This window comes from Novosphingopyxis sp. YJ-S2-01, assembly GCF_016093175.1.
Classification (GTDB): domain Bacteria; phylum Pseudomonadota; class Alphaproteobacteria; order Sphingomonadales; family Sphingomonadaceae; genus Novosphingopyxis; species Novosphingopyxis iocasae.
The window spans coordinates 71597-93557 of sequence record NZ_JAEDAI010000001.1; the positions used below are offsets into that span (position 1 = coordinate 71597).

Annotated in this window: 16 protein-coding genes; 1 reads left to right on the top strand and 15 read right to left on the bottom strand. The window is 62.3% G+C overall.

The window, feature by feature from the left end; translation table 11 throughout:
- Positions 1 to 44: 44 nt before the first annotated feature.
- The 11 genes from I6A82_RS00300 to I6A82_RS00350 form a co-directional block, all read right to left on the bottom strand.
- Positions 45 to 1655 (bottom strand): NAD-dependent malic enzyme, encoded by a 1611-nt coding sequence (locus tag I6A82_RS00300; RefSeq protein ID WP_198093250.1) that lies wholly within the window; start codon positions 1653 to 1655, stop codon positions 45 to 47.
- Positions 1633 to 2958: an NAD(P)/FAD-dependent oxidoreductase gene (locus I6A82_RS00305; RefSeq protein ID WP_198093251.1), complete on the bottom strand. Its 1326-nt coding sequence runs from the start codon at positions 2956 to 2958 to the stop codon at positions 1633 to 1635. The genes I6A82_RS00300 and I6A82_RS00305 overlap by 23 nt, the downstream gene beginning before the upstream one ends.
- Positions 2951 to 3730, bottom strand: coding sequence for a succinate dehydrogenase iron-sulfur subunit (locus I6A82_RS00310; RefSeq protein ID WP_198093252.1), 780 nt, complete (start codon positions 3728 to 3730; stop codon positions 2951 to 2953). The genes I6A82_RS00305 and I6A82_RS00310 overlap by 8 nt, the downstream gene beginning before the upstream one ends.
- A 31-nt stretch (positions 3731 to 3761) precedes the next feature.
- Positions 3762 to 5570: a succinate dehydrogenase flavoprotein subunit gene (gene sdhA, locus I6A82_RS00315; RefSeq protein WP_198093253.1), complete on the bottom strand. Its 1809-nt coding sequence runs from the start codon at positions 5568 to 5570 to the stop codon at positions 3762 to 3764.
- Between the two features lies 1 nt (position 5571).
- Positions 5572 to 6096 carry a succinate dehydrogenase, hydrophobic membrane anchor protein gene (gene sdhD, locus I6A82_RS00320; protein ID WP_198093254.1) on the bottom strand — a complete coding sequence of 175 codons (525 nt, stop codon included), beginning with the start codon at positions 6094 to 6096 and terminating at the stop codon, positions 5572 to 5574.
- Complete coding sequence (gene sdhC, locus I6A82_RS00325; protein WP_198093255.1) at positions 6093 to 6503, bottom strand: succinate dehydrogenase, cytochrome b556 subunit; 411 nt, start codon at positions 6501 to 6503, stop codon at positions 6093 to 6095. Before sdhC ends, sdhD begins: the two co-directional genes overlap by 4 nt.
- 457 nt (positions 6504 to 6960) lie before the next feature.
- Positions 6961 to 10296: an autotransporter domain-containing protein gene (locus tag I6A82_RS00330; protein ID WP_198093256.1), complete on the bottom strand. Its 3336-nt coding sequence runs from the start codon at positions 10294 to 10296 to the stop codon at positions 6961 to 6963.
- A 548-nt stretch (positions 10297 to 10844) separates the two neighbouring features.
- Complete coding sequence (locus I6A82_RS00335) at positions 10845 to 12326, bottom strand: TolC family protein (protein ID WP_198093257.1); 1482 nt, start codon at positions 12324 to 12326, stop codon at positions 10845 to 10847.
- Between the two features lie 9 nt (positions 12327 to 12335).
- The gene (locus I6A82_RS00340; protein WP_198093258.1) at positions 12336 to 13478 is read right to left on the bottom strand and encodes an HlyD family secretion protein; all 1143 of its coding nucleotides are present in this window, start codon (positions 13476 to 13478) and stop codon (positions 12336 to 12338) included.
- A complete protein-coding gene (locus I6A82_RS00345) occupies positions 13462 to 15174 on the bottom strand; it encodes an ABC transporter ATP-binding protein (RefSeq protein ID WP_198093259.1) in 1713 nt (570 codons plus the stop codon). Before I6A82_RS00345 ends, I6A82_RS00340 begins: the two co-directional genes overlap by 17 nt.
- A 149-nt stretch (positions 15175 to 15323) precedes the next feature.
- Positions 15324 to 17318 (bottom strand): BCCT family transporter, encoded by a 1995-nt coding sequence (locus I6A82_RS00350; RefSeq protein ID WP_198093260.1) that lies wholly within the window; start codon positions 17316 to 17318, stop codon positions 15324 to 15326.
- A gap of 249 nt (positions 17319 to 17567) precedes the next feature.
- Between I6A82_RS00350 and I6A82_RS00355 the strand changes: the two genes are divergently transcribed.
- Positions 17568 to 18902, top strand: a complete 1335-nt coding sequence (locus I6A82_RS00355) for an MFS transporter (RefSeq protein ID WP_198093261.1) — start codon at positions 17568 to 17570, stop codon at positions 18900 to 18902.
- 12 nt (positions 18903 to 18914) lie between these two features.
- Here I6A82_RS00355 and I6A82_RS00360 read toward each other — a convergent pair whose 3' ends face one another.
- The 4 genes from I6A82_RS00360 to I6A82_RS00375 form a co-directional block, all read right to left on the bottom strand.
- Positions 18915 to 19136 carry a hypothetical protein gene (locus tag I6A82_RS00360; protein ID WP_198093262.1) on the bottom strand — a complete coding sequence of 74 codons (222 nt, stop codon included), beginning with the start codon at positions 19134 to 19136 and terminating at the stop codon, positions 18915 to 18917.
- A 131-nt stretch (positions 19137 to 19267) separates the two neighbouring features.
- Positions 19268 to 19411, bottom strand: coding sequence for a DUF2474 domain-containing protein (locus tag I6A82_RS00365; RefSeq protein ID WP_198093263.1), 144 nt, complete (start codon positions 19409 to 19411; stop codon positions 19268 to 19270).
- Positions 19408 to 20424, bottom strand: a complete 1017-nt coding sequence (cydB, locus tag I6A82_RS00370; RefSeq protein WP_198093264.1) for a cytochrome d ubiquinol oxidase subunit II — start codon at positions 20422 to 20424, stop codon at positions 19408 to 19410. The genes I6A82_RS00365 and cydB overlap by 4 nt, the downstream gene beginning before the upstream one ends.
- Positions 20421 to 21881: a cytochrome ubiquinol oxidase subunit I gene (locus tag I6A82_RS00375; RefSeq protein WP_198093265.1), complete on the bottom strand. Its 1461-nt coding sequence runs from the start codon at positions 21879 to 21881 to the stop codon at positions 20421 to 20423. Before I6A82_RS00375 ends, cydB begins: the two co-directional genes overlap by 4 nt.
- Positions 21882 to 21961: the final 80 nt, after the last annotated feature.

The window sequence follows — 21961 nt, forward strand, 5'->3', positions numbered from 1 at the left end:
GCGGTTCCCACATGCGGCTGGTGATGGCCTTGGCCAGCGCCGCGTCATCCGGCTGTTCGATCTGTGCGACGCCGTCGGCAAAGGCTTGCTGGGCGACGGCCAGCGCAATTTCTCGGGCGACGTCGCGCAGCTTTTCCTGACGGGGGATGAAATGGCCCGTCCCGGCTGGTCGTCTCGATCTCGCTTAGCTTGCGCGCCGCCGCAACGAACATGGCATCTGTCACGCGGCTGGCTTTTGCAGCGACCGCGCCCAGGCCGACGCCCGGAAAGATATAGGCATTGTTCGCCTGATCGACCGGGTAGGTGCCCCCTTCAAAACTGACCGGGTCGAACGGACTGCCGGTTGCCACGAGGGCCTTGCCGCCGGTCCAGTCCACAAGATCCTGCGGGGTGGCCTCGCTCTTCGCCGTCGGGTTGGAAAGCGGCATGATGATCGGGCGGTCCGTGTGCCCCGCCATCGTCTCGACTGCCTTGCGGGTGAACGCCCCCTTTTGCCCCGATGTGCCGATCAGCACCGTCGCCTTGGCATTTTCCACCACGGCCTCAAGGTCGATCCGGTCTCCCGGGACGCTCCAATCATCCAGCTCATCCGCCTTTCTTGCGAATGGCTTCTGGAAAGCCTTGAGATTGCTGTCATCGGTCAACAGTCCATCGGCATCGATGGCGTAGAACCGTTTATAGGCATCATCCTCGCTTGATCCCTCGTCGATCATCAGCTTGACGAGCATGCGCCCGATCCCGCACCCGGCGGAACCGGCGCCGTAGATGACGAAGATCTGATCGCTCAATCGCCTGTCCGCCGCCTTCGAGGCTGCGAGTAGCATGCCCGCAACCACCGCGGCCGTGCCCTGCACATCATCGTTAAAGGTGCACAAATCCTCTCGGTAGCGTTCCAATAGGCGCAAGGCATTCGCCTGCGCAAAATCCTCGAACTGCAGCAGGACATGGTCCCAGCGTTTCTTTACCGCATCGACAAAGGCATCGAGGAATGCGTCATAATCCTCGCCCCGAACGCGGTCATGCCGCCAGCCGACATATTGCGGATCGTTCCGCCGATCATCATTGTCGGTCCCCGTATCGAGCAGGATTGGCAGCGTCTTGGCCGGATCGAACCCGCCGCACGCGGTATAGAGCGACAGTTTCCCGATCGGGATGCCCATGCCGTTGGCGCCCTGATCGCCCAGACCCAGGATACGCTCGCCATCGCTCACCACGATCACTTCGACATCGTCGAAACGCGGATCGTCCAGTATCCCGGTGATCTTGTCCTGTTCGGGAATGGTCAGGAACAGGCCGCGCGGATGTTGATAATGACGGCTAAATTCGATGCAGCCCTCACCCACTGTAGGCGTGTAGATGAGCGGAAGGATGGTCGGCAGATCGCCGGTCAGCAGCGCATAGAACAGCACCTCATTATCGTCCTGCAGATCGCGCAGCCTCAGATAGCGCTCGATCGGCGGGTCCACCTCCATCACCATCGCCCGTGCCCGTTCGAGCTGTTCGCCGAGTGATTCCACATGGGGCGGCACCAGTCCGCGCAGCCGCAGCGCGTCGCGTTCCTGCTTGTTGAAGGCGGTGCCCTTGTTGGACAGCGGGTCCTGCAACAGGGCAGTGCCCTCTTTGCGCGTCGGTTCAGCTCCGGTCTTGCCCGTCATTCTCATCCTCGTCCTCACCGGGCACCGCGCCCGCATCATCATGTGCAGCCAGCGCCAGGCGCGCGTCGGAGCGATCCAGCAGCCGCAGCCAGAACCAGTGCAACAGCACTGCGATGCGGCTGCGCACGCCGATCAAGAAATAGATATGCGCCAGCCCCCAAAGCCACCATGCCAGCCTGCCGGTCAGCTTGATCCAGCCGAAATCGACCGCCGCCTGATTGGGGCCGATGGTCGCAAGATCGCCCTGATGGCGATAGACGAACGGGCCGGGATCGCGCCCCTTGCCCAAACGGTGGCGCAGCAAGCCGGCGAGGTAGGCGCCCTGCTGTTTGGCGGCGGGCGCAATGCCGGGAACGCTCTTGCCATCCTTCCATTCCACTTCGGCACAGTCCCCGATCACGAAGACATCGCCATGGCCCGGCAAGCTGAGATCGCGGGAGACAGGCACGCGCCCGCCGCGTTCCGCTTCCACGCCGAGCCACTTTGCCACCGGCACCGCGCGTGTGCCCGCCGCCCAGATCACCGTATCGCAGGCCAGATCGCCCGATTCCAGGCTCACCCCTCCGTCGTGACAACCGGTCACCTTTTCACCCAGGCGAAGCTCGATACCCATCTTCCGAAGGCGCGCGGCACCATAAGCGGAAAGGTCGTCCGGCAGATTGGGCAGAAGCCGATCGGCGGCGTCGATCAGCACGATCGTGCTGTCGGACGGATTGAAGCTGCGAAATTCGTCTTTCAATTCTTTCTGGCACAAGGTCGCGATCATGCCCGCCAGTTCCACACCGGTGGGGCCGCCGCCGATGATGGAGATGCAGGGCGCGCGGCCTGAAGCCTCCCGCTCGCATTGTTCGAACGCGGCCAGAATGCGCGTGCGGATCGCCATGGCGTCGCTGGCCGTTTTCAGGCCGGGCGCCATGGCAGCCCATTCATCATTCCCGAAGTAGCTCGTCACGCTGCCGGGCGAGAGAATCAGCGTATCATAGGGATAGCTCCCCTCCGGGTGGGTGCGCACCTCGCGCGCTTCCAAGTCAACGTCGCAGACTTCCGCCTGCACCACGCGCACATCGGGCCGGTCGCGCATCAGCGTGCGGATCGGCCACGCGATATCGGTCACGGGCAGCACGGTGATCGCGGCCTGATAGAGCAGCGGCTGGAACAGATGATGATTCTGCCGGTCGATCAGGGTGATCTCCAGACCGGCCATTTTGGCGGAGGCGACGAAGTTCAGGCCGCCGAAGCCCGCACCCACCACGACCACGCGATGGGGCGTGCCGTCCGCGCCGTAGCCCATATGGTCAGTCACGCTCGGCCAGCTTCCGCTTGATGTCCGCAATCGCCTTGGAGGGATCGAGGCCCTTGGGACAGGCCGAGGTGCAGTTCATGATCGTGTGGCAACGATACAGACGGAACGGGTCGTCGAGCTGGTCGAGCCGATCTCCGGTATGATCGTCGCGGCTATCAACGATCCAGCGATGGGCGTTCAGCAGGATGGCCGGGCCAAGATATTTGTCCGAATTCCACCAGTAGCTGGGGCAAGCCGTGGAACAGCAGAAGCACAGGATGCACTCGATCTGCCCATCCAGCTTGCGGCGCTGGTCGGGCGGTTGCAGCCGTTCGCGCTCCGGCGCGGCGGTGTCCGATTTCATCCACGGCTCGATCAGTTCATATTGCGCGTAGAGCTGCTCAAGACTGCCGACCAGGTCCTTGATGACATGAAGGTGCGGCAGCGGCGTCAGTTCGATGTCGCCATCGCCCAGCTCCTCGATCGGGGTCAGGCAGGCAAGACCGTTCTTGCCGTTGATATTCATGGCGCAGGAACCGCACACGCCCTCCCGGCAGGAGCGGCGAAGGGCAATGGAGGGATCCACCTCGTCAATGATCTTCAGGATCGCGTCGAGAACCATCTTGCCGGTATCGGCCAGATCGATGGTGTAGCTGTCCATGCGCGGATTGCCGCCCTGCGCGCGGTTCCAGCGATAGATGCGTACCGTGCGCGGATCCTTGGCATCGTCCGGCGCTGGGTGGCTTTTGCCCTCAAGAACCTGCGAATTCTTCGGCAGACGGAATTCACCCATGGGTCCGGTCCTTATCCTGCATGATCACGGCCTAGATCTTCCGCTCGGTCGGCGGGAAGGGTTCGGCATCGCCGCGTCCTGTCGTGAGGGTCACGGGCCGGTAATCGATATCGACGCCCCGCTTGCCATTGCCGCCCTCCCGATCGAGCCAGGCAACGGTATGCTTGAGCCAGCCGTCATCGTCGCGCTCCTCAAAGTCGTCGCGGATATGGGCACCGCGCGATTCCTTGCGGTTGAGGGCACTGGCGGCGAGCACCACCGACTGTTCGTAGAGGTTCTTCACCTCATGCGCGGTCACCAGCTCCATGTTCCATTCCAGGTGCGGATCGGAACAGCCGATATCGTCCACATCGCCCGCCAGATCGGCCAGCGCATCGATGCCCTTTTGCATCGTGTCTTCCTTGCGGAATACGCCGAAGCGCTCCTGCATGATGGCCTGCGATTTACCCCGCACCTCGCCAGCATTCGCGCCGCCTTCATTGTAACGCAGCGCATCGAACCGATCGAGCGAGGCCTCCACCGCCGCCTTGGGCGCGGGCGGCGCATCGGCGTCCTTGTCCACGATCTCACCGGCCTTGATCGCAGCAGCGCGGCCGAACACGATGATATCGAGAAGGCTGTTGGTGCCGAGCCTGTTCGCGCCGTGAACGGACACGCAGGCAGCCTCGCCGATCGCCATCAGTCCGGGCACGATCGCGTCCTTGCCCCCAAGGCGCGGGTTGATGACCTGCCCGTGGATGTTGGTGGGGATACCGCCCATTGCATAATGCGCGGTCGGCACGACGGGCACGGGATCGGTGCGCGCGTCGATCCCGCGGAAGGTCTTGATGGTCTCCAGAATGCCGGGAAGCTTGGTTTCCCAGGTCTCGTCCGGCAGATCCATCAGGCACAGCTCGATATAGTCACCATTTTCGCCGCAGCCGCGCCCCTCGCGCATCTCCACGCCTTCGGCATGACTGACGATATCGCGGCTGGCGAGGTCCTTCTCATGGGGCGCGTATTTCGGCATGAACCGGTCCCCCTCCCCATTGCGCAGATAGCCGCCCTCGCCCCGCGCGCCTTCGGTGATGAGCACGCCCGGCCCCTGCAGTCCGGTCGGGTGAAACTGCACAAACTCGCCATCCTGCATGGGAATGCCAGCACGCAGCGCCATGGCGATCCCGTCGCCGGTGCAGGTATGCGCGCTGGTGCAGCTTTCGAACACCCGGCCATAACCGCCGGTGGCCAGCACGGTCTGCTTGGCGAGGAACCGGTGGACGGTGCCGTCGACCAGGCTGAACGCCATGAAGCCGTGACAGGCGCCATCTTCGTCCATCAGCAGATCGGTGGCGAAATATTCGACGAAGAACAGGGCCTTGTGCTTCAGGCACTGCTGATAAAGCGTGTGCAGGATGGCATGGCCCGTGCGGTCAGCGGCGGCGCAGCTGCGCGCGGCCATTTCGCCCTCCGCACAATGCGTGGTGTGCCCGCCAAATTTGCGCTGGTAGATGCGCCCGTCATCGGTGCGGCTGAAGGGTACGCCCATATGCTCCAGCTCGATCACCGCCGGGATGGCCTCATGGCACATATAGGCAATGGCGTCCTGATCACCGAGCCAGACCGATCCGGCAACGGTATCATACATGTGCCAGTGCCAGTCATCCTCCTTGATATTGCCGAGCGCGGCGGCGATTCCGCCCTGCGCCGCCGCAGTGTGGCTGCGCGTGGGAAACACCTTGGTCACGCAGGCGGTGGAAAGCCCCTGCGATGCCATGCCCAGTGTGGCGCGCAATCCCGCGCCTCCCGCGCCCAGAACCACGACGTCGAATTCATGCTCTATCACTTGATAGGCCCGGGCCATGTCAGGCGCCTCCGATATGTTTGAAAAGCAGCACGAGGAGCCCGCCGATCGCGGCAAGCCCGGTCGCCCAGGCGGCGGCGTAAAGTGCCAGGATGGATGTCGTCAGCAGGAAGCGCGTATGGACATAATCTTCCAGCACCACCCGCAAACCGATCGTGGCATGGCGCAAGGCTATCAGCAGCAGCGCGGCGATCAGTACGGCATTGATCGGTGAGCCCAGCCACGCCGCCGGCGCTGCCCCCGCCCCCGTCATATGAACCAGCAGAGAGACGACGAACCAGACCGCAAGCGGGATCAGCGCCAAGGCCGTGAGGCGCTGCATGCGCCAGGTTCGGGAGCCCGTGCCCGATGCGCCATAACCCTTGGACTTGCGATACGCCTCGCGCTGATAAAGCTGCGTCAGGAGTGCAGCATTGGTCTCCGTCTTGGCGACCTTGATCTCTTCATGGCCCCCATCATCCCCGTCAGCCTTTTGCTGATCATCGGCAGCGTCGTCGGTGCTGTCGGTGTCTTTCTGTTCGGTCATGCCCCCACCCCTCCAAACAGTACGAACACCCAGATCAGCAGCGCCAGCGCGACCGCGCCGATCATCGCCGCCCAGCCGGTCGAGCGCGTGTTCGCCATGCCGAAACCATGGCCGCTATCCCATCCGAGATGCCGTATTCCGTTCAGCAAGTGGAAGCAGATCGCCACGGTCCAGCCGAACAAAAGCAGCTTGGCGGGCCAGCTGGCATAAATCCGCGCGGTCCAGTCTGCGGCTGCGCCACCGGCCGCCATCGCGACGATCCACCAAGCCAGCACCGGCAAGCCCGCCGCCAGTGCGATACCGGTGGCGCGGTGCAGGATCGACGTCGACTGGCCGATTTCCCAGCGATAGTGCGCCAGATGCGGCGACAGGGGCCGCTCGCTGTTCATCCCGCTATCGCCGCTCATGCTGCCTCGCCTTCCCGCGCCGTCAGGCTGGCCGAATTGCCCTTCCGGGCATTTTGCGCGTTATCGACCGTGCCCAGCATCATGGCGCCTTTCCGCAACAGCGATCCAGGTCTTGCCGCAAGCCAAGCTGGATGGCAATTTCACCGCCAATATATGCAGACAGAGCTGGCTACCGCATCGGCGAACATCCTGTAACGCAGCAACGCGCACATATGTTGCATAGAAGTCCAGCGCGATCGTCTGGATTGGCAAGTCGACGACTGTTTGGATGGCTGAGGAGGATGCAGTCTCAGCTTGCGAAAGATGTGCGCCGACTTCTTCGCACCGTGAGGGGCGGGAAACGCGCTGCCTTTAGTATTTCTAGTAAGCCAATTTGCCGCCCGATGGCTTCAGGCAAATTCAGCGGGCAGCAGGATCGGCGCGGCCCGATATCAAGGGCCGCGCCTGTTCACTGATCTTAGAAGCGGAACGTGACCGAGCCGTAATAGCTCTGGTACGATACGTCGTCCCGCCAGATCGTGGTTTCGGCGGCTACCGAGAAGCCGATATTGCCGGCCTGGTAACCGAGCCCGCCACTGACTTCTGCCCAGTTCTGGTCCGTAGACGGCAGGGCGAAACCTGCGTTCGGACCAATTCCGCCGACGAAATTGGCGGCGAAATAGGCCGGTCGATCAGCGAAGTCATGCACATAGCTGGCATTCAGGAACGGACGGAACCCTGCCTTGCCGGCCAGATTAAGCCCGGCACGCGCCTGATAGCTGTCATAGCTGGGCAGTTCATATTGCAGCGCGGGCCCGCCCCCTTGCTCGGCCACGCGGCCGAAGTCGATACGCGCTGCGCGGAAGGCGACCCGCGGCGTGATATCGAACGCACCTGCCGTGAACACCTTGCCGATGCCGGCTTCGGACGAGAAGGCAAACGCCGTATCGCGGCCGCGGATATCGAACTGGCTGGTTCCCGCGGTGACACTGCGCTGCGTATGGGTTTCGAACGCACCCGCATTGATCTGCGCATCGAGACGGATCCCGCCGCCCAATGTGGTCACGCCGTAGAGCGATCCCTGATAGAGCTCAGACGATGCGCTGTGGGTGGCGACTGCCGTGTCGCCATCGATATCGGTGTAAGTGAACGCCACACCGATGGCACCATTTTCGATAGCCTTTTCGAGGCCCGCCCCGACATAGAAGCCGTCGAAATTGCTTTCGCCCTGCGGCGTTGCGGTCGGCATTCCGGGGGCATTGCCCTCGATATAACCGCCGGCGAGGAAACCGCTGTAATCGTCGGGCAGTCCGCTCTGCTGCTGATAACCGTCGGCACGATCCGGACCGGTCGTCACGGTGCCGCCCATGGACGCTTCGCGCGCCACCTGGTTCGGCTGACCGATCACGGAAATGCTGCCGCCCATATCGTTGCTGGCGCCCAGCTGCACCAAGCGATCGCGGATCAGGCGATTGCCGATATTGACGGCGGCCAGACCCATCGCACCGCGCAGGGACTGCTCGCGCGGGGCAAAGCCTTCCAGATTGCTACGGATCGTGGCGGCATCCTGCAGATCCAGAGGACCGTACAGATCGGCATAGCGACCATATTGCGCCCGGTTACGATCGAGCAGCGCCGCAAAGGCGGACTGGACCGGAGAGTTACCATCGATGACCGACTGATAATCTCCCGCCTCGATCGAAAGCGTGACCGACTGCGTACCATAAGTGAATTCGGGACGCAGGATCGCGCTGATATCGGGCGAATTGAAGGTGCCTTCATATCCGCCTTCGGCAGTGAAGATCGTGAAGCTGTCTCCGAAGCGCGGAATGCTGCCGCCGACCGGATTGAGCAGCACGGTGCCGCCGATGCTGGCCATGCCGTCCAGCGGATTGTCATCGCCATCGAACATCGTAGCATTGACGTTGATGGTGTCGGACTGGCCCGCCCCGTTGAAATCGACGCTGTAGACGCTTCCCGAAGTCAGGATGACATTGCCGTTGAAATCCAGAGAGCCGATCGTACCCATCGTGCCGGGCGCGAGGATACCCATCATATTGGTAAAGAAAGGCGTTTCCACGGTGCCGTTGCCGGTCAGCGCGCCGGTGAACAGCAGATAATCGCCATTCGTCGCCAGCGTGCCGTCAACATTCATGCGGCCCGCCATCTGCGTCACATCGACTAGGCTGGTCAGTGACCCGTCGGCGGTGATGTTCAGCGCCGCATTGGCGCCTGCGATCATGAACTTGTCGATGGTGACGGCAGTGTCCAGGGTCGTGGTACCGGCATTGGCAAGCGTCACGTCGAAATAGCGTGCATTGACGCGCGCACTGTCCGCGGTTTCCGGAGAATAGGCGACATTGTCGGGAATGAAGCCGGTGCCGCCGGGCAGACCATTGGCATAGCTCGGCTCGCGTGCCTGTGCCTCACCATCGGCGGCCACGGCTGCCTTCTTCGCGGCGATGGACTGCGCCAGATCGAGCAGATCGTCCGGCACCACATGGCCGATGCTGTTGTTCGTGACCTCGGGATCGGTATCGGGATTGGCGGGGATGATGATGTTGCCGTCATAATCCACGATGTCGCCGGTTGCGAGATCGAGGCAGAAGGCACCGTCGCAAACCTGACCGAATTTCGGCTCGGTCCCGTCACGCCCGGCACCCGGGCTATCGGGAACGCCGTTCACGAATTCGCCGTTCTGGTCGATGATCCGGTAATTTGGATCCAGCGCCAGCTGCCAGTGATTGGGATCGGTCCAGTTGCCATCACCCTCTACGCTCTGCGCATAGCGATAGGGGTTGTTCGCCACGATCCAGTCCCAGTGCAGGTACAGCGGCTGGTAAAGGCTGGACGAACCATAAGAATCGGAAGGCTGGGCCGCAAAGAAACGCGAACCGCCGGACAGAACACCGATGATGAGATCGCTGACGCTCGGCGACTGCAGGATCAGCGGGCCACCGGAATCGCCGCCGGCGGTGCTGCCCTCAACGTCTCGCGCCTTGTCGCGGAACAGGTTGAAATCGAAAATGTTCTGCTCGTTCGGATCGTCGAAATCGAGCTGGTAGAGGTTCTGCGGAAGCCCATAATTGCCCGGGCCGAAGAGGAACTGGTTGCGATCATTGAGCGAGGCCAGCGCACCAATCACATTTTCCGCCGCACGGCGCCGGAAGTCGATACCTTGGAACGAACCGGACTGCCCATATCCGCTGCGGCCGTAGCCGACGACCTGAACGTCATAGCCGGTGCCGGACACGCTATCGATCTGATCCGGGACGGGGAGCGGCGAGAACAACATCGCCCAGGTCGGCACATTGGTGGCCGGCGTATCGAGCGCCGCCAAAGCGATATCAGCCTCAAGGAAACCCCGCGCCGCAGGGTTCTCCAGCGATGCCGGATCGAACAGGATCTGCTCGATATTGTAAACAAATTGGTCGGGGAAAGACTTGAAGCCGGACGCGGTCCGACCGGACTGAAGCCAAGAAATCAAACCGCCGCGCGCATCAGCACGAAAAGAAAATGCAGCAGGAATATTGCCGGCCGCGGCGCCGAACCCGTCTTCGCCGGCATCGTTGACGCAATGGGCGGCGAAGAGAACGGTGCGCGGATTGATCAGGGTGCCCGTGCAGACGGAACCGTCCGCACGATAGAATTGGCCGACGCCGGTCACATCCACCGCGTTGTCAAAGATAGAGCCGGGCTGCCCGGGATTGAGCGTGTGCCCCTCACCCGGCCCTTCAACAACAATATGCGGCACGTCCACGCCGAACTCGGGCGCGCGCATCGAGGCCGCAGCGTCCGAGATTGAAGACGTCATGTCCGTAATTTGGCTCGACGATGGGGCGCTCACGCCCAACAGGGAGGCGTCGATCTGTACAGAGCCCGACAATGGGGTCGTAATGTCGACAAGCGGCCTCTTGCCCGAATGATCGACCGCAACAGGAACCGCATCAAGCGCGACACTATCTTGGGCATGCGCCGCAGCAGACCCGATCAGCGACAGAAGCGCTGTCGAAGTATAAAGAAACGAGCGCTGAAATGACGGGCGTCGGCCAGAATGCTTAGACATGGTTGCTCCTTGGAATTTGGAACAACGCGAAAAGCACAATCTAATCTAAGGATCAACCGGCCAGGTCTTGATGCCGAACAATAAGCAAAATAAAAAAGATGAGTTGCACAAACAGCACATATAGGTTTGATAGCAATTGTTCCACGCGGACAGACGACCGACCGAAACTCGTCAAAAGTAGTCCGGCTTACAGACTGCCACACCGATTGCGTCCTTCAAAGCGCCTCAAGGTAAAAACCTGCTGAGGATCGACGAACGTCATTTCGTCCCGTGACCGATGGAGAGCCACGCACCGATTATGGCAGCTCCAGCTGCTCCCGGTCTGCGGTGGCGGCGATGAGTTCGCCTTTCAGCGCGGCGAGTTCATAGCGGGCATCGAGCAGGTTGATCCGTGCCTGCAGCAGCGCCTGTTCGCGCAAATTCACCGTCAACAGATCGCTGGCACCTAAAAACAGGCGGCGGCGTTCCGCCTCGGCCAGCTGCTGCGCCAAGCTTGCGTCCTGGCGGGCAAGGCTGATCTGGTCCTCCGCGGCATCTGCGCGGATGGCGAGCCGATTGATCCGCACCACGATCTCGTCTTCCAGCTGACTGTGCTTGCGCTGCAATTCGTCGATCTTGGCCGAAGCGGCGATGCTGCGCCCCTGTGCATCGCGGCGCTGCAGCGGCATGGAAAAGGTAACGCCGACCTTGGTTTCCAGCGGGGTACGGCTTGGCCCGCCAAGGCCTTCCGCGCCCAGATCCTTGGAAACGTCGACGCCGACATCGAGCCGCGGCCGCAGATCATTCTCCGCCAGCAAGCGTTCGGCACGCGCTTTATCCATCCGCAGCAGGATCGCCGACAGATCGGGCCGGGCAAGCCGGTCCAGCCCGCCGAAAACCGGCAGAGGGCTTTTCAGATCGGGAAACTCATCGGGCAGCAGGTCGGACGTCGGGAAGACCGGACGGCCCAGCGCATCGCGCCAGAAGAAGGACAGGTCGTTGGCGGCGGCATCCAGGGTACGCTCTGCCCGCACCAGATTGGAGCGGCGCTGCACGATGTTCTGCCGATTTTCGACGGACAGGATCGCCGGCTGCGCGCCGAGGCGGATGCCGCGCTCTATGCCAGACTGGCGCGATTCGGCGAGGTTCAGAAGTTGCCGGAACACGCGCACGCGCTGCCCGGCGGCGACCCATTGCAGATAGGCATCGAGCGCGCGCTGCTGCACGCCGATGGCCACCATCTGCCGCTCGAACGAGGCAATCGATACGTCGGCTTCCGCCTGCGCCAATTTGGTGCGGCGGCTGTCGGTCAGCCGATCCCGCAGCAGAGAAAAGACCCCGCCAACGCTGACCTCCCCCAGCTTGTTGGTGAAATACTGGTCTTCATAAATTGGAAAATCGCCGCGCGAGACACGGTATCCGGCGTAAACCTGCCCACCATTATTGGTGAGCGGCTGATAGGCCTTCGCCTCGGCCTTTGCCCCGTCATAATAGCCGAGCACGCGGGAAAAGCCGTCGCCCTTGAACAGCAGATCGAATTCGCCGCGCGTGGAGAGGAGACGCCCCGCCGCCTGCCGTTCCTGAGCTGCCGCCGCCAGAATTTCCGGCGCATGGCGCGCTGATGAGCGCAGCACCTCGCGCAGCGTCAGCACATCGCCGACCGGCGGCTGTGTCGCCTCCTCAATCTCGGGCTGCGGATTGCCAACAGGCTCGATATTCTGGGCAGCCGATGGCGATGCGAACGCCTGGCAGGCCAGTAGCGTCAGCATGGGCCACGGGGAAAAGCGCGAAAGCAGCATCGCCCGCTCCTAAAGCGCCTTGCCGCTGGGCTCGTTCTGGCCGGATTTGTCCGCGGGCGTCACCCGGCCTTGCGGATATTCCAGCGGGAAATCGTTGAGCCGCCGCCACAGTTCGTAACCAACCGACACCGTTTCCATCTCAATCCAGCCGCGCGCCTTTGCGCCGACGCGCAGATATTCGGTGCTCGGCCAGCTGCGTTCACCGGGCTGCTGCTCGACAAGCACGCGGAACAGGCCGTTGGGCTGCGCCGAATGATCGACCGAGCGCACGCGCCCATCGAACAGGCCGCCGCCCAGCGTCGGCCATCCGCTGAACTGGATTGCGGGCCAACCTTCGAAAGCGATGCGCACCGACTGGCCGGGATGGATCAAAGCGATGTCGCGGCCATCCGCATACATTTCGAGCACGCGTTTAGGACGCAGCGGCACCACCGTAGCAAGCTGTGCGCCGGCATCGACATAGGTTGATCCGGTGGCCGAATTGACCCCCTGGATGCGGCCCGACCGGGGGGCGAACACCGTCTGCGAGGATTGTCGGTCCAGCGAGATATCCACTTGATTCAGCTTCGCCCGCGCCACCGCAAGCGAGCTGCGATACCCCGCGGCAGTGATCTGGGACGCTTCATAATCGCGCCGGGCAAGCAGCCCCTCGGAATAAAGCTGCTGATTACGATCGACGTTCAAATTCGCCGTCGCCAACGCGGCCTGGGCGGCATCGATCTCCGCCAGCACCTGCAGCCGTTCGGCGCGCAGCCGCTCGACCAGATTGGGGTCGTTGTCCATGATCCGGGCAACCGGATCGCCGGCCTTTACGAGATCGCCGTCCTGCACGAACCATTTTTCCACGCGGCCCGGAACCAGTGCCGTCACCGCCTGCGGACGGTCCTCAGGGTTCAACGCGACGATCTCACCCGGGCCGGCGGCGGTCTGTACCCATGGCGCAAAAAACAGAACCGCCGTGACAAGCAGGATGCCGATGATGGTGCTGATCACGAAGAAGCGCGCGATGCGCGGTGTCTTGATGGTCTGGAGCGTATGGAAATGATCGTAGCGGCCCGGCAGGCTCGCATCACTGCGCGCCGCCCGCTGCTTTTCCGAAAAGCTCGGCGCGAAACCCGGCTGGCCTGCGGAGTGTTCAGGCAGAGAGGACATAGCCGGTCTCCGTTCCCATATCGCGCTCGAACCCCTCCATCGATGCAAAGCGCCGCTGTTCGGTCCCACCCAGCCAGAGCAGGGCATCCCGGTCCAGATCGGTGGGCCGCCGGGTGAATTGCAGCACGGTGGTGCCCCCTTTCTTCAGCTCGGCCAGCGCCGCCGTCACGCGCGCTGGGGGCAGCAGATCGTAGAGCGGAGACATGACGAGCAGGCGCGGCCTGGAGATCAGCGCCGCCGCCAGCTTCAGCGCCATGACTTCGCCCACGGTGAATGGCCATCCGCTGTTGGACAGGATGGTGTCCAGCCCATCTTCCAGCGTTTCGATGCGCTGCGTCAGGCCGACACGGTCGATGCTATCATAGATGACGGCGCGGCGATCCGCGCCTTCGGTTTGCCGATCGGTCTCCTCCGCAGCGAGATCGAGATAGTCGCGCACCGACATCTCGACCATTTCCGCGCGGTCGCAGATCATGACTTCCGAGCGCAGCTCATACAGCCCGAAATCGCCGACATCGTGACCGCCGATCAATAGCATGCCGCGCTGTGGGCGCTCCTGTCGCTTCAGCAGCTGCGTCAGGGCACGGCGCTCGTCCGCCCCTGCCACCACCGCCAGCTGCTCGCCCGCATCAACCTCGAAGTCGAAACGATGGCCACCGGTGCTGACATTGCGCAGCACAAGCGCGCCGCTGTCCGGACGCCGCTTCTTACCGCCTGGATTTTCCTGCTCGACATCCCAGAAACGGGTCGTTTCCTCCAGATTGGCGGCGAACTCGTACAGAGTGGGCAGATAGATCGTCACCTGCGCGATGCCGTAAAACACGCTCGACAGGATCAGCTCGGCCGCCACCAGCTGCCCTAGCGAAAGCTGCCCGGCAATGATCAGCGCACCGCCCAGCGCGAGGAAACCCGCATTGGAGAGAGCGAACGCGACGAAAAAGGCAATGCTCTGCCCGAACGACTGCCGAAAGTGCCGCCGATGCTTGTCCACCCAATTGGCGCTGAGTGCTTCCGAGCGATTGATGGCGTGGTGCAGATGGCGGCTGGATTTGAAGAAGCCGCTCGATTCCGCCAGCGACTGGATCCAGTGTGCGGTCTGGTGCTTCGCCTCGCTCTGTTGAACGGCCGTGAAGATCGCGTCCTTGACCCATACCCGCCAGATGATCGCCAGCACGAGGACCAGGATCACGTTGAACAGGAAAACATAAGGATGGTAGAAACTGGTTACGACCAGTCCGACACCGCCCTGCAACAGGATCGCGAACAGGCCGATCAGAAGGCTGGGCAGCGACTTCTGCACCATGATCATATCGAAATAGCGATTGAACAGATCGCCGCGCCGCGAATCGTAGAAATGCGGATCGCGGGCGTGGACGGTGCGCAGCGTGATCTCGGCAACGATCCGTGTGTAGATACGCCGCTCCAGCAGGGCGATCACATACAGCCGGAAGGCGCTGAGCAGCGCCAGCACCGTCAGCATCAGAAGGAGCATCAGCGACAAGGTGATCAGCGGCGTCGCGACATCGATGGCGGCGACGGAATTGATCAGCAGCTGCACCGAGATCGGCGTTGCCAGCCACAGCAGGGAAATGCCCACACCGTAGATAACGGCCATCCAGACATAGCGGGAATCGGGCCCGATAATCGTACCGAACCATTGCAGAAACTGAGTAACGCCCGCTTCCGACCGCTTCATCAAGGATTTCCCGTGAATCTGACTTGAGGTGGGCGTGGCCTACCAACAAGCCTTTTCACGATCTACCCCAATCGTCGTGAGAAGCGCGCAAAAGCGGGGTTCTCAGAAGTTAGAGCAGCTCTGAAATACCATGCAATTGGTCTGATCGCTCACGGACCGAGGCGGCGGCTCTGGCGGAAGTGAGCGTAACGATTGAGCAGATCGTTGATCAATTGATCGCTGCTGAACCCGGTTACGTCATGCGGTTGATCGCCTTCGGAAGAATGCGCCATCGCACGATAATGCGTGCGCTCACCATCCTTGGTCTTGCGCGTTTCGGCCCAGGCGAAGCTTGGCGCACGGAAACCGCGGGCGCGGATGGCGTAGCGGAAGGTGCCGCGTTCGCCATGTTCGATCTTCAGATCGATCACATCCTCATCTTCGCTGATTTCCGGCGAAAGTCCGCTGCCGTCGAACTGGCCTGCTATGGCTTGCAATGCCGGCTTGGCCGTATCGCGCAGGAAGGCGGACACCTCCGGCTTGTCATGATGGCGAGTGATAGCGGACAAACGCGACTGCCAGCTGACCGGACTGCGCGCGCCGGCGGGCACCCCGGTAATGGCAAGATCCATTGCCGAGCCGCGTGCCTCCGTCTGCAACGCACGCAGCAGGCCGTAACAGATGAACACCATCACCACGGAGAAGGGCAGCGCGCTCGTGATCGCTGCGGTCTGCAACGCCTGCAGTCCGCCTGCAACCAACAGCACCCCGGCCACCGCCCCGGCGCAGCATGCCCAGAAGACGCGCTGCCAGACCGGCGGGTTCTCGGCCGCGCCGGAAGTGATCATGTCGATCACAAGCGCGCCCGAATCCGCAGACGTCACGAAGAACGTGATGACGAGCAGCGTGGCGAGGCCCGAAGCCAGACTGGCAAGCGGCAATTGCCCCAGCACCTCGAACAGCGCGACCGGCAGGTTGTTCTTCACCGTGGCCGCGATCGGCGCGATGCCGGAAAGGTCCATCGCGATGGCGCTGTTGCCGAATACCGTCATCCACAGGAAGGTGAACAATGCGGGCACCAGCAGCACCCCGGCGATGAACTGGCGGATCGTGCGGCCGCGCGAAATGCGCGCGATGAACATGCCGACGAAGGGCGACCAGGCGATCCACCAGCCCCAGTAGAACAGCGTCCAGTTGGCGAGCCAGGGGTTCGGTTCATAGGCGTACATACGGAAGGTGCGCGGAACCACCTGGCCGAGATAAGCGCCCACATTCTGGACGAAGGCTTGGAACAGGAAGATCGTCGGCCCGGTGATCAGCACGAAGGCCAACAATAGGCCGGCAAGGATGATGTTGAGTTCGGACAGGCGCTTCACGCCTTTGTCCAGTCCCATCACGACCGAAAGCGTCGCCATACCGGTGATCGCCGCGATCAGACCGATCTGAACCGGCACGGATACCGGCAGGCCGATGAGATAGTTGAAGCCCGCATTCACCTGCAGCACGCCAAGGCCAAGCGAGGTGGCGACGCCGAACATGGTGCCCAGCACCGCAAAGATATCGATCGCATGGCCGATCGGCCCGTTGATGCGATCCCCGATCAGCGGATAGAGCGCGCTGCGGATCGTGAGCGGCAGGCCCCGCCGGAAGGCGAAATAAGCGAGCGCCAGGCCGACCACGATGTAGATCGCCCAGGCATGCAGTCCCCAATGAAAGAATGTCAGCACCATCGCATCGCGCGCGGCCTGGATCGTGCCGCCCTCACCCACCGGCGGATTGGCATAATGTTGGATCGGCTCGGCCACCCCGAAGAAGATGAGGCCGATGCCCATTCCTGCGCTGAACAGCATCGCGAACCAGGACAGATAGCTATATTCCGGCTCGCTATCGTCCGGCCCCAGCTTCACATCGCCATAACGGCTGAGCATCAGAAACAGCACGAACACCAGGAAGCCGGCGACGGTGAGGATGTAGAACCAGCCGAAATCGGCCACGATTCCCGCCTGCAGCGCGTCGAATATCTGTTTCGAACGCTCCGGAAAGAGCGCGCCGAACAGCGCGAAGGCGAGGATCAACACAGCCGAGGTGAGGAACACCGGCGCATTGATCTTGATCCGGAAATTCTGCCCAGATTCGGCCGGTTCTTTCAAAACAGGATCGTTCATTGATGTTCTTCCGGCTGTTTTATAGCGTCGTGAACCGGCGGAAATCACCGGACGCGGCTGGGCGGCGCGCTTCTAAGAGCATTCCGCGCGCGCCGATGCAACCGCAGCGCCCACTTTACCGCCATTTTCGCTCCGCTCGTCGCTCCCGCAGCGCCAACTCGCGGCAGCGAGCTGTCCACCATGCTGCCGGGCGCCCCTTCACCTTTTTGCCTTCCCCATCCGCATTGCTGTCGCTAGGGCTCGGCAGCGATGCAGGCCTCCTTCCATCTGCTGAACAAGCGACGTTTTCTGCCATTGTTCGCTACGCAGAGCCTCGGCGCATTTAACGACAATCTATACAAGACCGCGATGGTGCTGTTCGTCGTCTATGGCGTGTTCAGCGATCCGGAGAGCGAAACGCTGTTCAGCGCGGTGGCGACGGGCGTGTTCGTGCTGCCTTTCTTCCTGTTTTCCGCGATATCCGGTCAGTTTGCCGATACGCGTGACAAGGCGCGGCTCATTCGCATCATCAAGGCGTGCGAGATCGCGATCATGGTGGTGGGCGGCACTGGACTGCTGCTCGCCTGGGCCGACATAGCGGTGCATCTGCTGGCGATCCCGCTGCTGCTGATCGCGCTGTTCGCCATGGGCGTGCACTCTACCTTTTTCGGCCCGATCAAATACGCCATCCTGCCGCAGCATCTGCAGCATGAGGAGGTGCTGGGCGGAACCGGCCTTGTGGAGGCGGGCACCTATATCGCGATCCTGATCGGCACCATTGTCGCCGGGATCATTCCGGTGGAGGTCGCCGCCGCGGCGGTAATCGGCGTTGCGGTGATCGGCTATCTTACCGGTCGGCAGGTCCCGTCCGCCCCGCCCGAAGCTGGCGACATCCAGCAGATCAATTTCAACATATGGACCGCCTCGCGCGACCTGGTGATGCTGGTGCGCGAGACGCCGGCCGTGTGGCTTGCCGTAGTGGCGATCAGCTTCTTCTGGACGATCGGCACCGTGCTGTTCATCCAGTTCCCGCCTTTAGTAAAGAATGTGCTGACCGGCGACAAGACGGTGGCCAGCCTGTTTCTGGCGGTCTTTTCGGTCGGCATTGCAATCGGTTCGGTGGCGATCAACCGGCTTCTCAAAGGCCAGGTGTCGGCGCGCTGGGCGCCGATCTGCGTCCTAGTGATGGGCGGCTTCGTCGCGCTGTTCTATTTCATCTGCCACGGCTGGCAGGTCAGCCGGTCCGGCACGCTGTACGATATTCCCGCCTTCCTGGCACATCCGGACAGCTGGGGCGTGGTGGTGGCGCTGCTGGGCGTTGCGATCGCGGGCGGCATGTTCGTGGTGCCGCTCTATGCGTTTCTCACCACCACCGTGCCGAAGAGCCAGACGGCACGGGCGGTCGCTGCCAACAATCTGGTGAATTCGGGCGCGATGGTGGGGGGATCGGTGATCACGCTGGGCATGAGCGCGGCCGGCATTCCGATCACCGAGCAACTGCTTTTCAGCGCCGCAATGTGCCTGGTTTCCGCCTGGCTCGCGCACCGGCTGCACATGGCCAGCCGCAATATCATCTTGCGAGAGGCCGATGGGCCGATGCTTTAGGCAGACCCGCTTTTAAGCGATAAACCCGTAAATCGCGGTGAAGAACGCCGCGAAACTGATCGCGAACAGATGCGTGTCTTCCTGTCGCCACCACCCTTTGTCCGGATTGCGCGGATCGGATGCCCACGCGTCCGGCAACGGGTCGGGTTGCGGCACCCGCAGGATATGCGGTTTCAAGGTGCGCCGGAATGGGTGGCCGGCAGCTTCGGATGTCAGAACGAGGGCGCGTTTCATGGTCCCACGTTAACGGTTTGTTAGGATTTTGATCCACCATCAATCATCGTTAACGCCGCGCTGTCCAATCCGGGGACAGAAAAGGCCGTTAACCTTGGCGGCTCGCCGCGCGCCGGCGCAGGCAGACTGCTTCAGGCGATCCAGGCGCGGATCAGGAATGCCACGACGCCGAGCGTCGCCACGCTGATCCCCCAGATCGCCGCCATCCAGCCGATCCGCCGCCACAAGGGCAGCGTCTCCGCCTCATCCGCGCCGGCCAGCGGATCCAGCTTCATGAGTGATAGCCTTCCTCACCGGTCTTGCCGCGAAACACCCAATAGGCAAAACCGGTGTAGATCAGGATGATCGGCATAATGATCGCGGTGCCGACCAGCATGAAGATCTGGCTGCTTTCGGGTGCGGCGGCATCCCAGATCGTGATCGCGGGCGGAACGATATGCGGCCACATGCTCACCCCCAGCCCGGCCATGCCGAGCAGGAACAGCGCCAGCGAAAGCAGGAACGGCTGATGGGTCCGCCGCTTCACCAAAGCGCGCAGCAGGGCAAAGACGATGATCCCCGTCAGCAGCGGCACCTGCGCTGCGAAGAGAACATTCGGATGAGTGAACCAGCGCGAATAATAATTGGCCTCGAGAAAGGGCGTATAGAGGCTGACCGCCACCATAAGGCCCAGCGTGACGAAGAAGGCAGGCTTTGCCATCCTGTAGGCATGGTCGAGCGCGCGCCCTTGCGCCTTGATGATCAGCCAGGTGCTGCCGAGCAGCGCATAACCCGCCACCGTGCCGAGGCCGGTGAGCAGCGTGTAGGGCGTCAGCCAGTCGAACCAACTGCCTGCATAGGCACGCCCATCAACCTCCACGCCCTGCAACAAGGCGCCGAGGATCATGCCCTGCGCCATCGCCGCGGCCAGCGATCCGCCGAAAAAGGCGAAATCCCAGAAGGTCTGGTGCCGTTCGTCACGCCAGCGAAATTCGAAGGCAACGCCGCGAAACACCAGGCCGAGCAGCATGATGATGATCAGCGGATAGGTAGCCGGCAGCACCACGGCATAAGCCAGCGGAAAGGCCGCAAATAGCCCGCCGCCGCCCAGCACCAGCCAGGTCTCGTTCCCGTCCCAGACCGGCGCGATGCTGTTCATCGCCGCGTCCCGTTCCTTGCCCACGGTGATGGTTGGAAACAGAATGCCGATGCCCAGATCAAACCCGTCCATCACCACATACATGAATACGGCAAAGGCGATGATGAACGCCCAGGCAGTGGCCAGATCGAAATTGTAAAGCGCGCTCATTCCGCCATCTCCCGGTCCGCCATGCCGCGTCCTTTCGGGCCGCCGGGCCGTGCATTTTCTCCCTGCACCGGTCCGGGCGTGATGCCTGCCGTCCTCACCGGCCCCTTCTCGCCATGCTTGACGCCGCGCTCACCGGGCTGCGGCGGGCTCTTCATCAGGCGCAGGATGTACCAGGTGCCCACCCCGAAAACCGCCAGATAGACCGCGGCGAATGCGGCCAGCGATATCGCGACCGCCGGCGCATCGAGCGGACTGGCGCTATTCGCGGTGCGCAGCAGCCCATAAACCGTGAAGGGTTGCCGCCCGACTTCGGTCGTCACCCAGCCTGCAATCACCGCGACGAAGCCCGCTGGCCCCATCACCAGCGCCGCCCGGTGCAGCCAGGGCCAGTCGTATAGCTTTTTACGCACGCGCGCGACGAGGCTCCAAAGGCCTAGGCCCAGTATCGCAAAGCCGATGGCAACCATGATACGGAAGCTCCAGAAGACGACGCCGACCGGCGGCTGATCCTGATCCGGAATGGTGTCGAGGCCCGGTAAAGGCGCGTCGAGATCGTGCTTCAGGATCAGCGAACTCAGTTTGGGAATGCCGATCGCGTAATCGAGCCGTTGTTCCTTCTCGTTGGGAATACCGAACAGATAAAGCGGGGCGCCATCGGGATGGCTTTCATAATGCCCCTCCATCGCCATCACCTTCTGCGGCTGATGCTCCAGTGTATTGATGCCGTGCGCGTCCCCTGCGAAAATCTGAACGGGTGCCACCAGTGCGGCCATCCACATCGCCATCGAGAACATTTTGCGTGCGTGGGCGTCCGTCTTGTTCTTCAGAAGGTGCCAGGCGCCGACACCGCCCACCACCAGCGCCGTCGTCAGATAAGCCGCGATCACGGTGTGAACCAGGCGATAGGGAAAGCTGGGATTGAAAATGATCGGCCACCAGCTGTCGCCCGGCAGGAACTGGCCGTTTCCGCTCAGTTCATAGCCCACGGGCGTCTGCATCCAGCTGTTGACGCTAAGAATCCAGAAGGCGGAGACCGCGGTGCCTGCGGCCACCATCAAAGTGGCGGTAAAGTGCAGCGTCTTGCCCACACGGTTCATACCGAAGAGCATGACGCCCAGGAAACCGGCCTCCAGAAAGAAAGCCGTAAGCACTTCATAGGCCATCAGAGGCCCCAGGATCGGCCCCGTCCTGTCCGAAAACACCGACCAGTTGGTGCCGAACTGATAACTCATGACAATGCCGGAGACGACGCCCATGGCAAAGGCCACCGCGAAGATTTTCAGCCAATATTTGAACAGGTCTTTATAGAGACTTTTGCCCGTCTTCAGCCACAGGCCTTCCAGCACCGCCAAATAGCTGGCGAGGCCGATGGAAAAGGCCGGGAAGATGAAGTGGAAGCTCACCGTGAAGGCGAACTGTATGCGCGCCAATATCAGCGCGTCGGCATTGTCGAACATCTCGGTTCGTCCCCGTTGGCGACCGGTATTGGGTCCGGCCCTCCCGACCCAGCCCGTCTAAAGGGGAACGGTTCGATCAT

Excerpts from the sequence above, each read along its gene's own strand:
- I6A82_RS00335 (WP_198093257.1), bottom strand. The coding sequence starts at position 12,326 with ATGCTGCTTTCGCGCTTTTCCCCGTGGCCCATGCTGACGCTACTGGCC.
- I6A82_RS00345 (WP_198093259.1), bottom strand. The coding sequence starts at position 15,174 with ATGAAGCGGTCGGAAGCGGGCGTTACTCAGTTTCTGCAATGGTTCGGT.
- I6A82_RS00310 (WP_198093252.1), bottom strand. The coding sequence starts at position 3,730 with ATGGGTGAATTCCGTCTGCCGAAGAATTCGCAGGTTCTTGAGGGCAAA.
- I6A82_RS00350 (WP_198093260.1), bottom strand. The coding sequence starts at position 17,318 with ATGAACGATCCTGTTTTGAAAGAACCGGCCGAATCTGGGCAGAATTTC.
- sdhA (WP_198093253.1), bottom strand. The coding sequence starts at position 5,570 with ATGGCCCGGGCCTATCAAGTGATAGAGCATGAATTCGACGTCGTGGTT.
- I6A82_RS00355 (WP_198093261.1), top strand. The coding sequence starts at position 17,568 with ATGCAGGCCTCCTTCCATCTGCTGAACAAGCGACGTTTTCTGCCATTG.
- sdhC (WP_198093255.1), bottom strand. The coding sequence starts at position 6,503 with ATGAGCGGCGATAGCGGGATGAACAGCGAGCGGCCCCTGTCGCCGCAT.
- I6A82_RS00360 (WP_198093262.1), bottom strand. The coding sequence starts at position 19,136 with ATGAAACGCGCCCTCGTTCTGACATCCGAAGCTGCCGGCCACCCATTC.
- I6A82_RS00375 (WP_198093265.1), bottom strand. The coding sequence starts at position 21,881 with ATGTTCGACAATGCCGACGCGCTGATATTGGCGCGCATACAGTTCGCC.
- sdhD (WP_198093254.1), bottom strand. The coding sequence starts at position 6,096 with ATGACCGAACAGAAAGACACCGACAGCACCGACGACGCTGCCGATGAT.
- I6A82_RS00340 (WP_198093258.1), bottom strand. The coding sequence starts at position 13,478 with ATGTCCTCTCTGCCTGAACACTCCGCAGGCCAGCCGGGTTTCGCGCCG.
- I6A82_RS00300 (WP_198093250.1), bottom strand. The coding sequence starts at position 1,655 with ATGACGGGCAAGACCGGAGCTGAACCGACGCGCAAAGAGGGCACTGCC.
- I6A82_RS00330 (WP_198093256.1), bottom strand. The coding sequence starts at position 10,296 with ATGACGTCTTCAATCTCGGACGCTGCGGCCTCGATGCGCGCGCCCGAG.
- I6A82_RS00365 (WP_198093263.1), bottom strand. The coding sequence starts at position 19,411 with ATGAAGCTGGATCCGCTGGCCGGCGCGGATGAGGCGGAGACGCTGCCC.
- cydB (WP_198093264.1), bottom strand. The coding sequence starts at position 20,424 with ATGAGCGCGCTTTACAATTTCGATCTGGCCACTGCCTGGGCGTTCATC.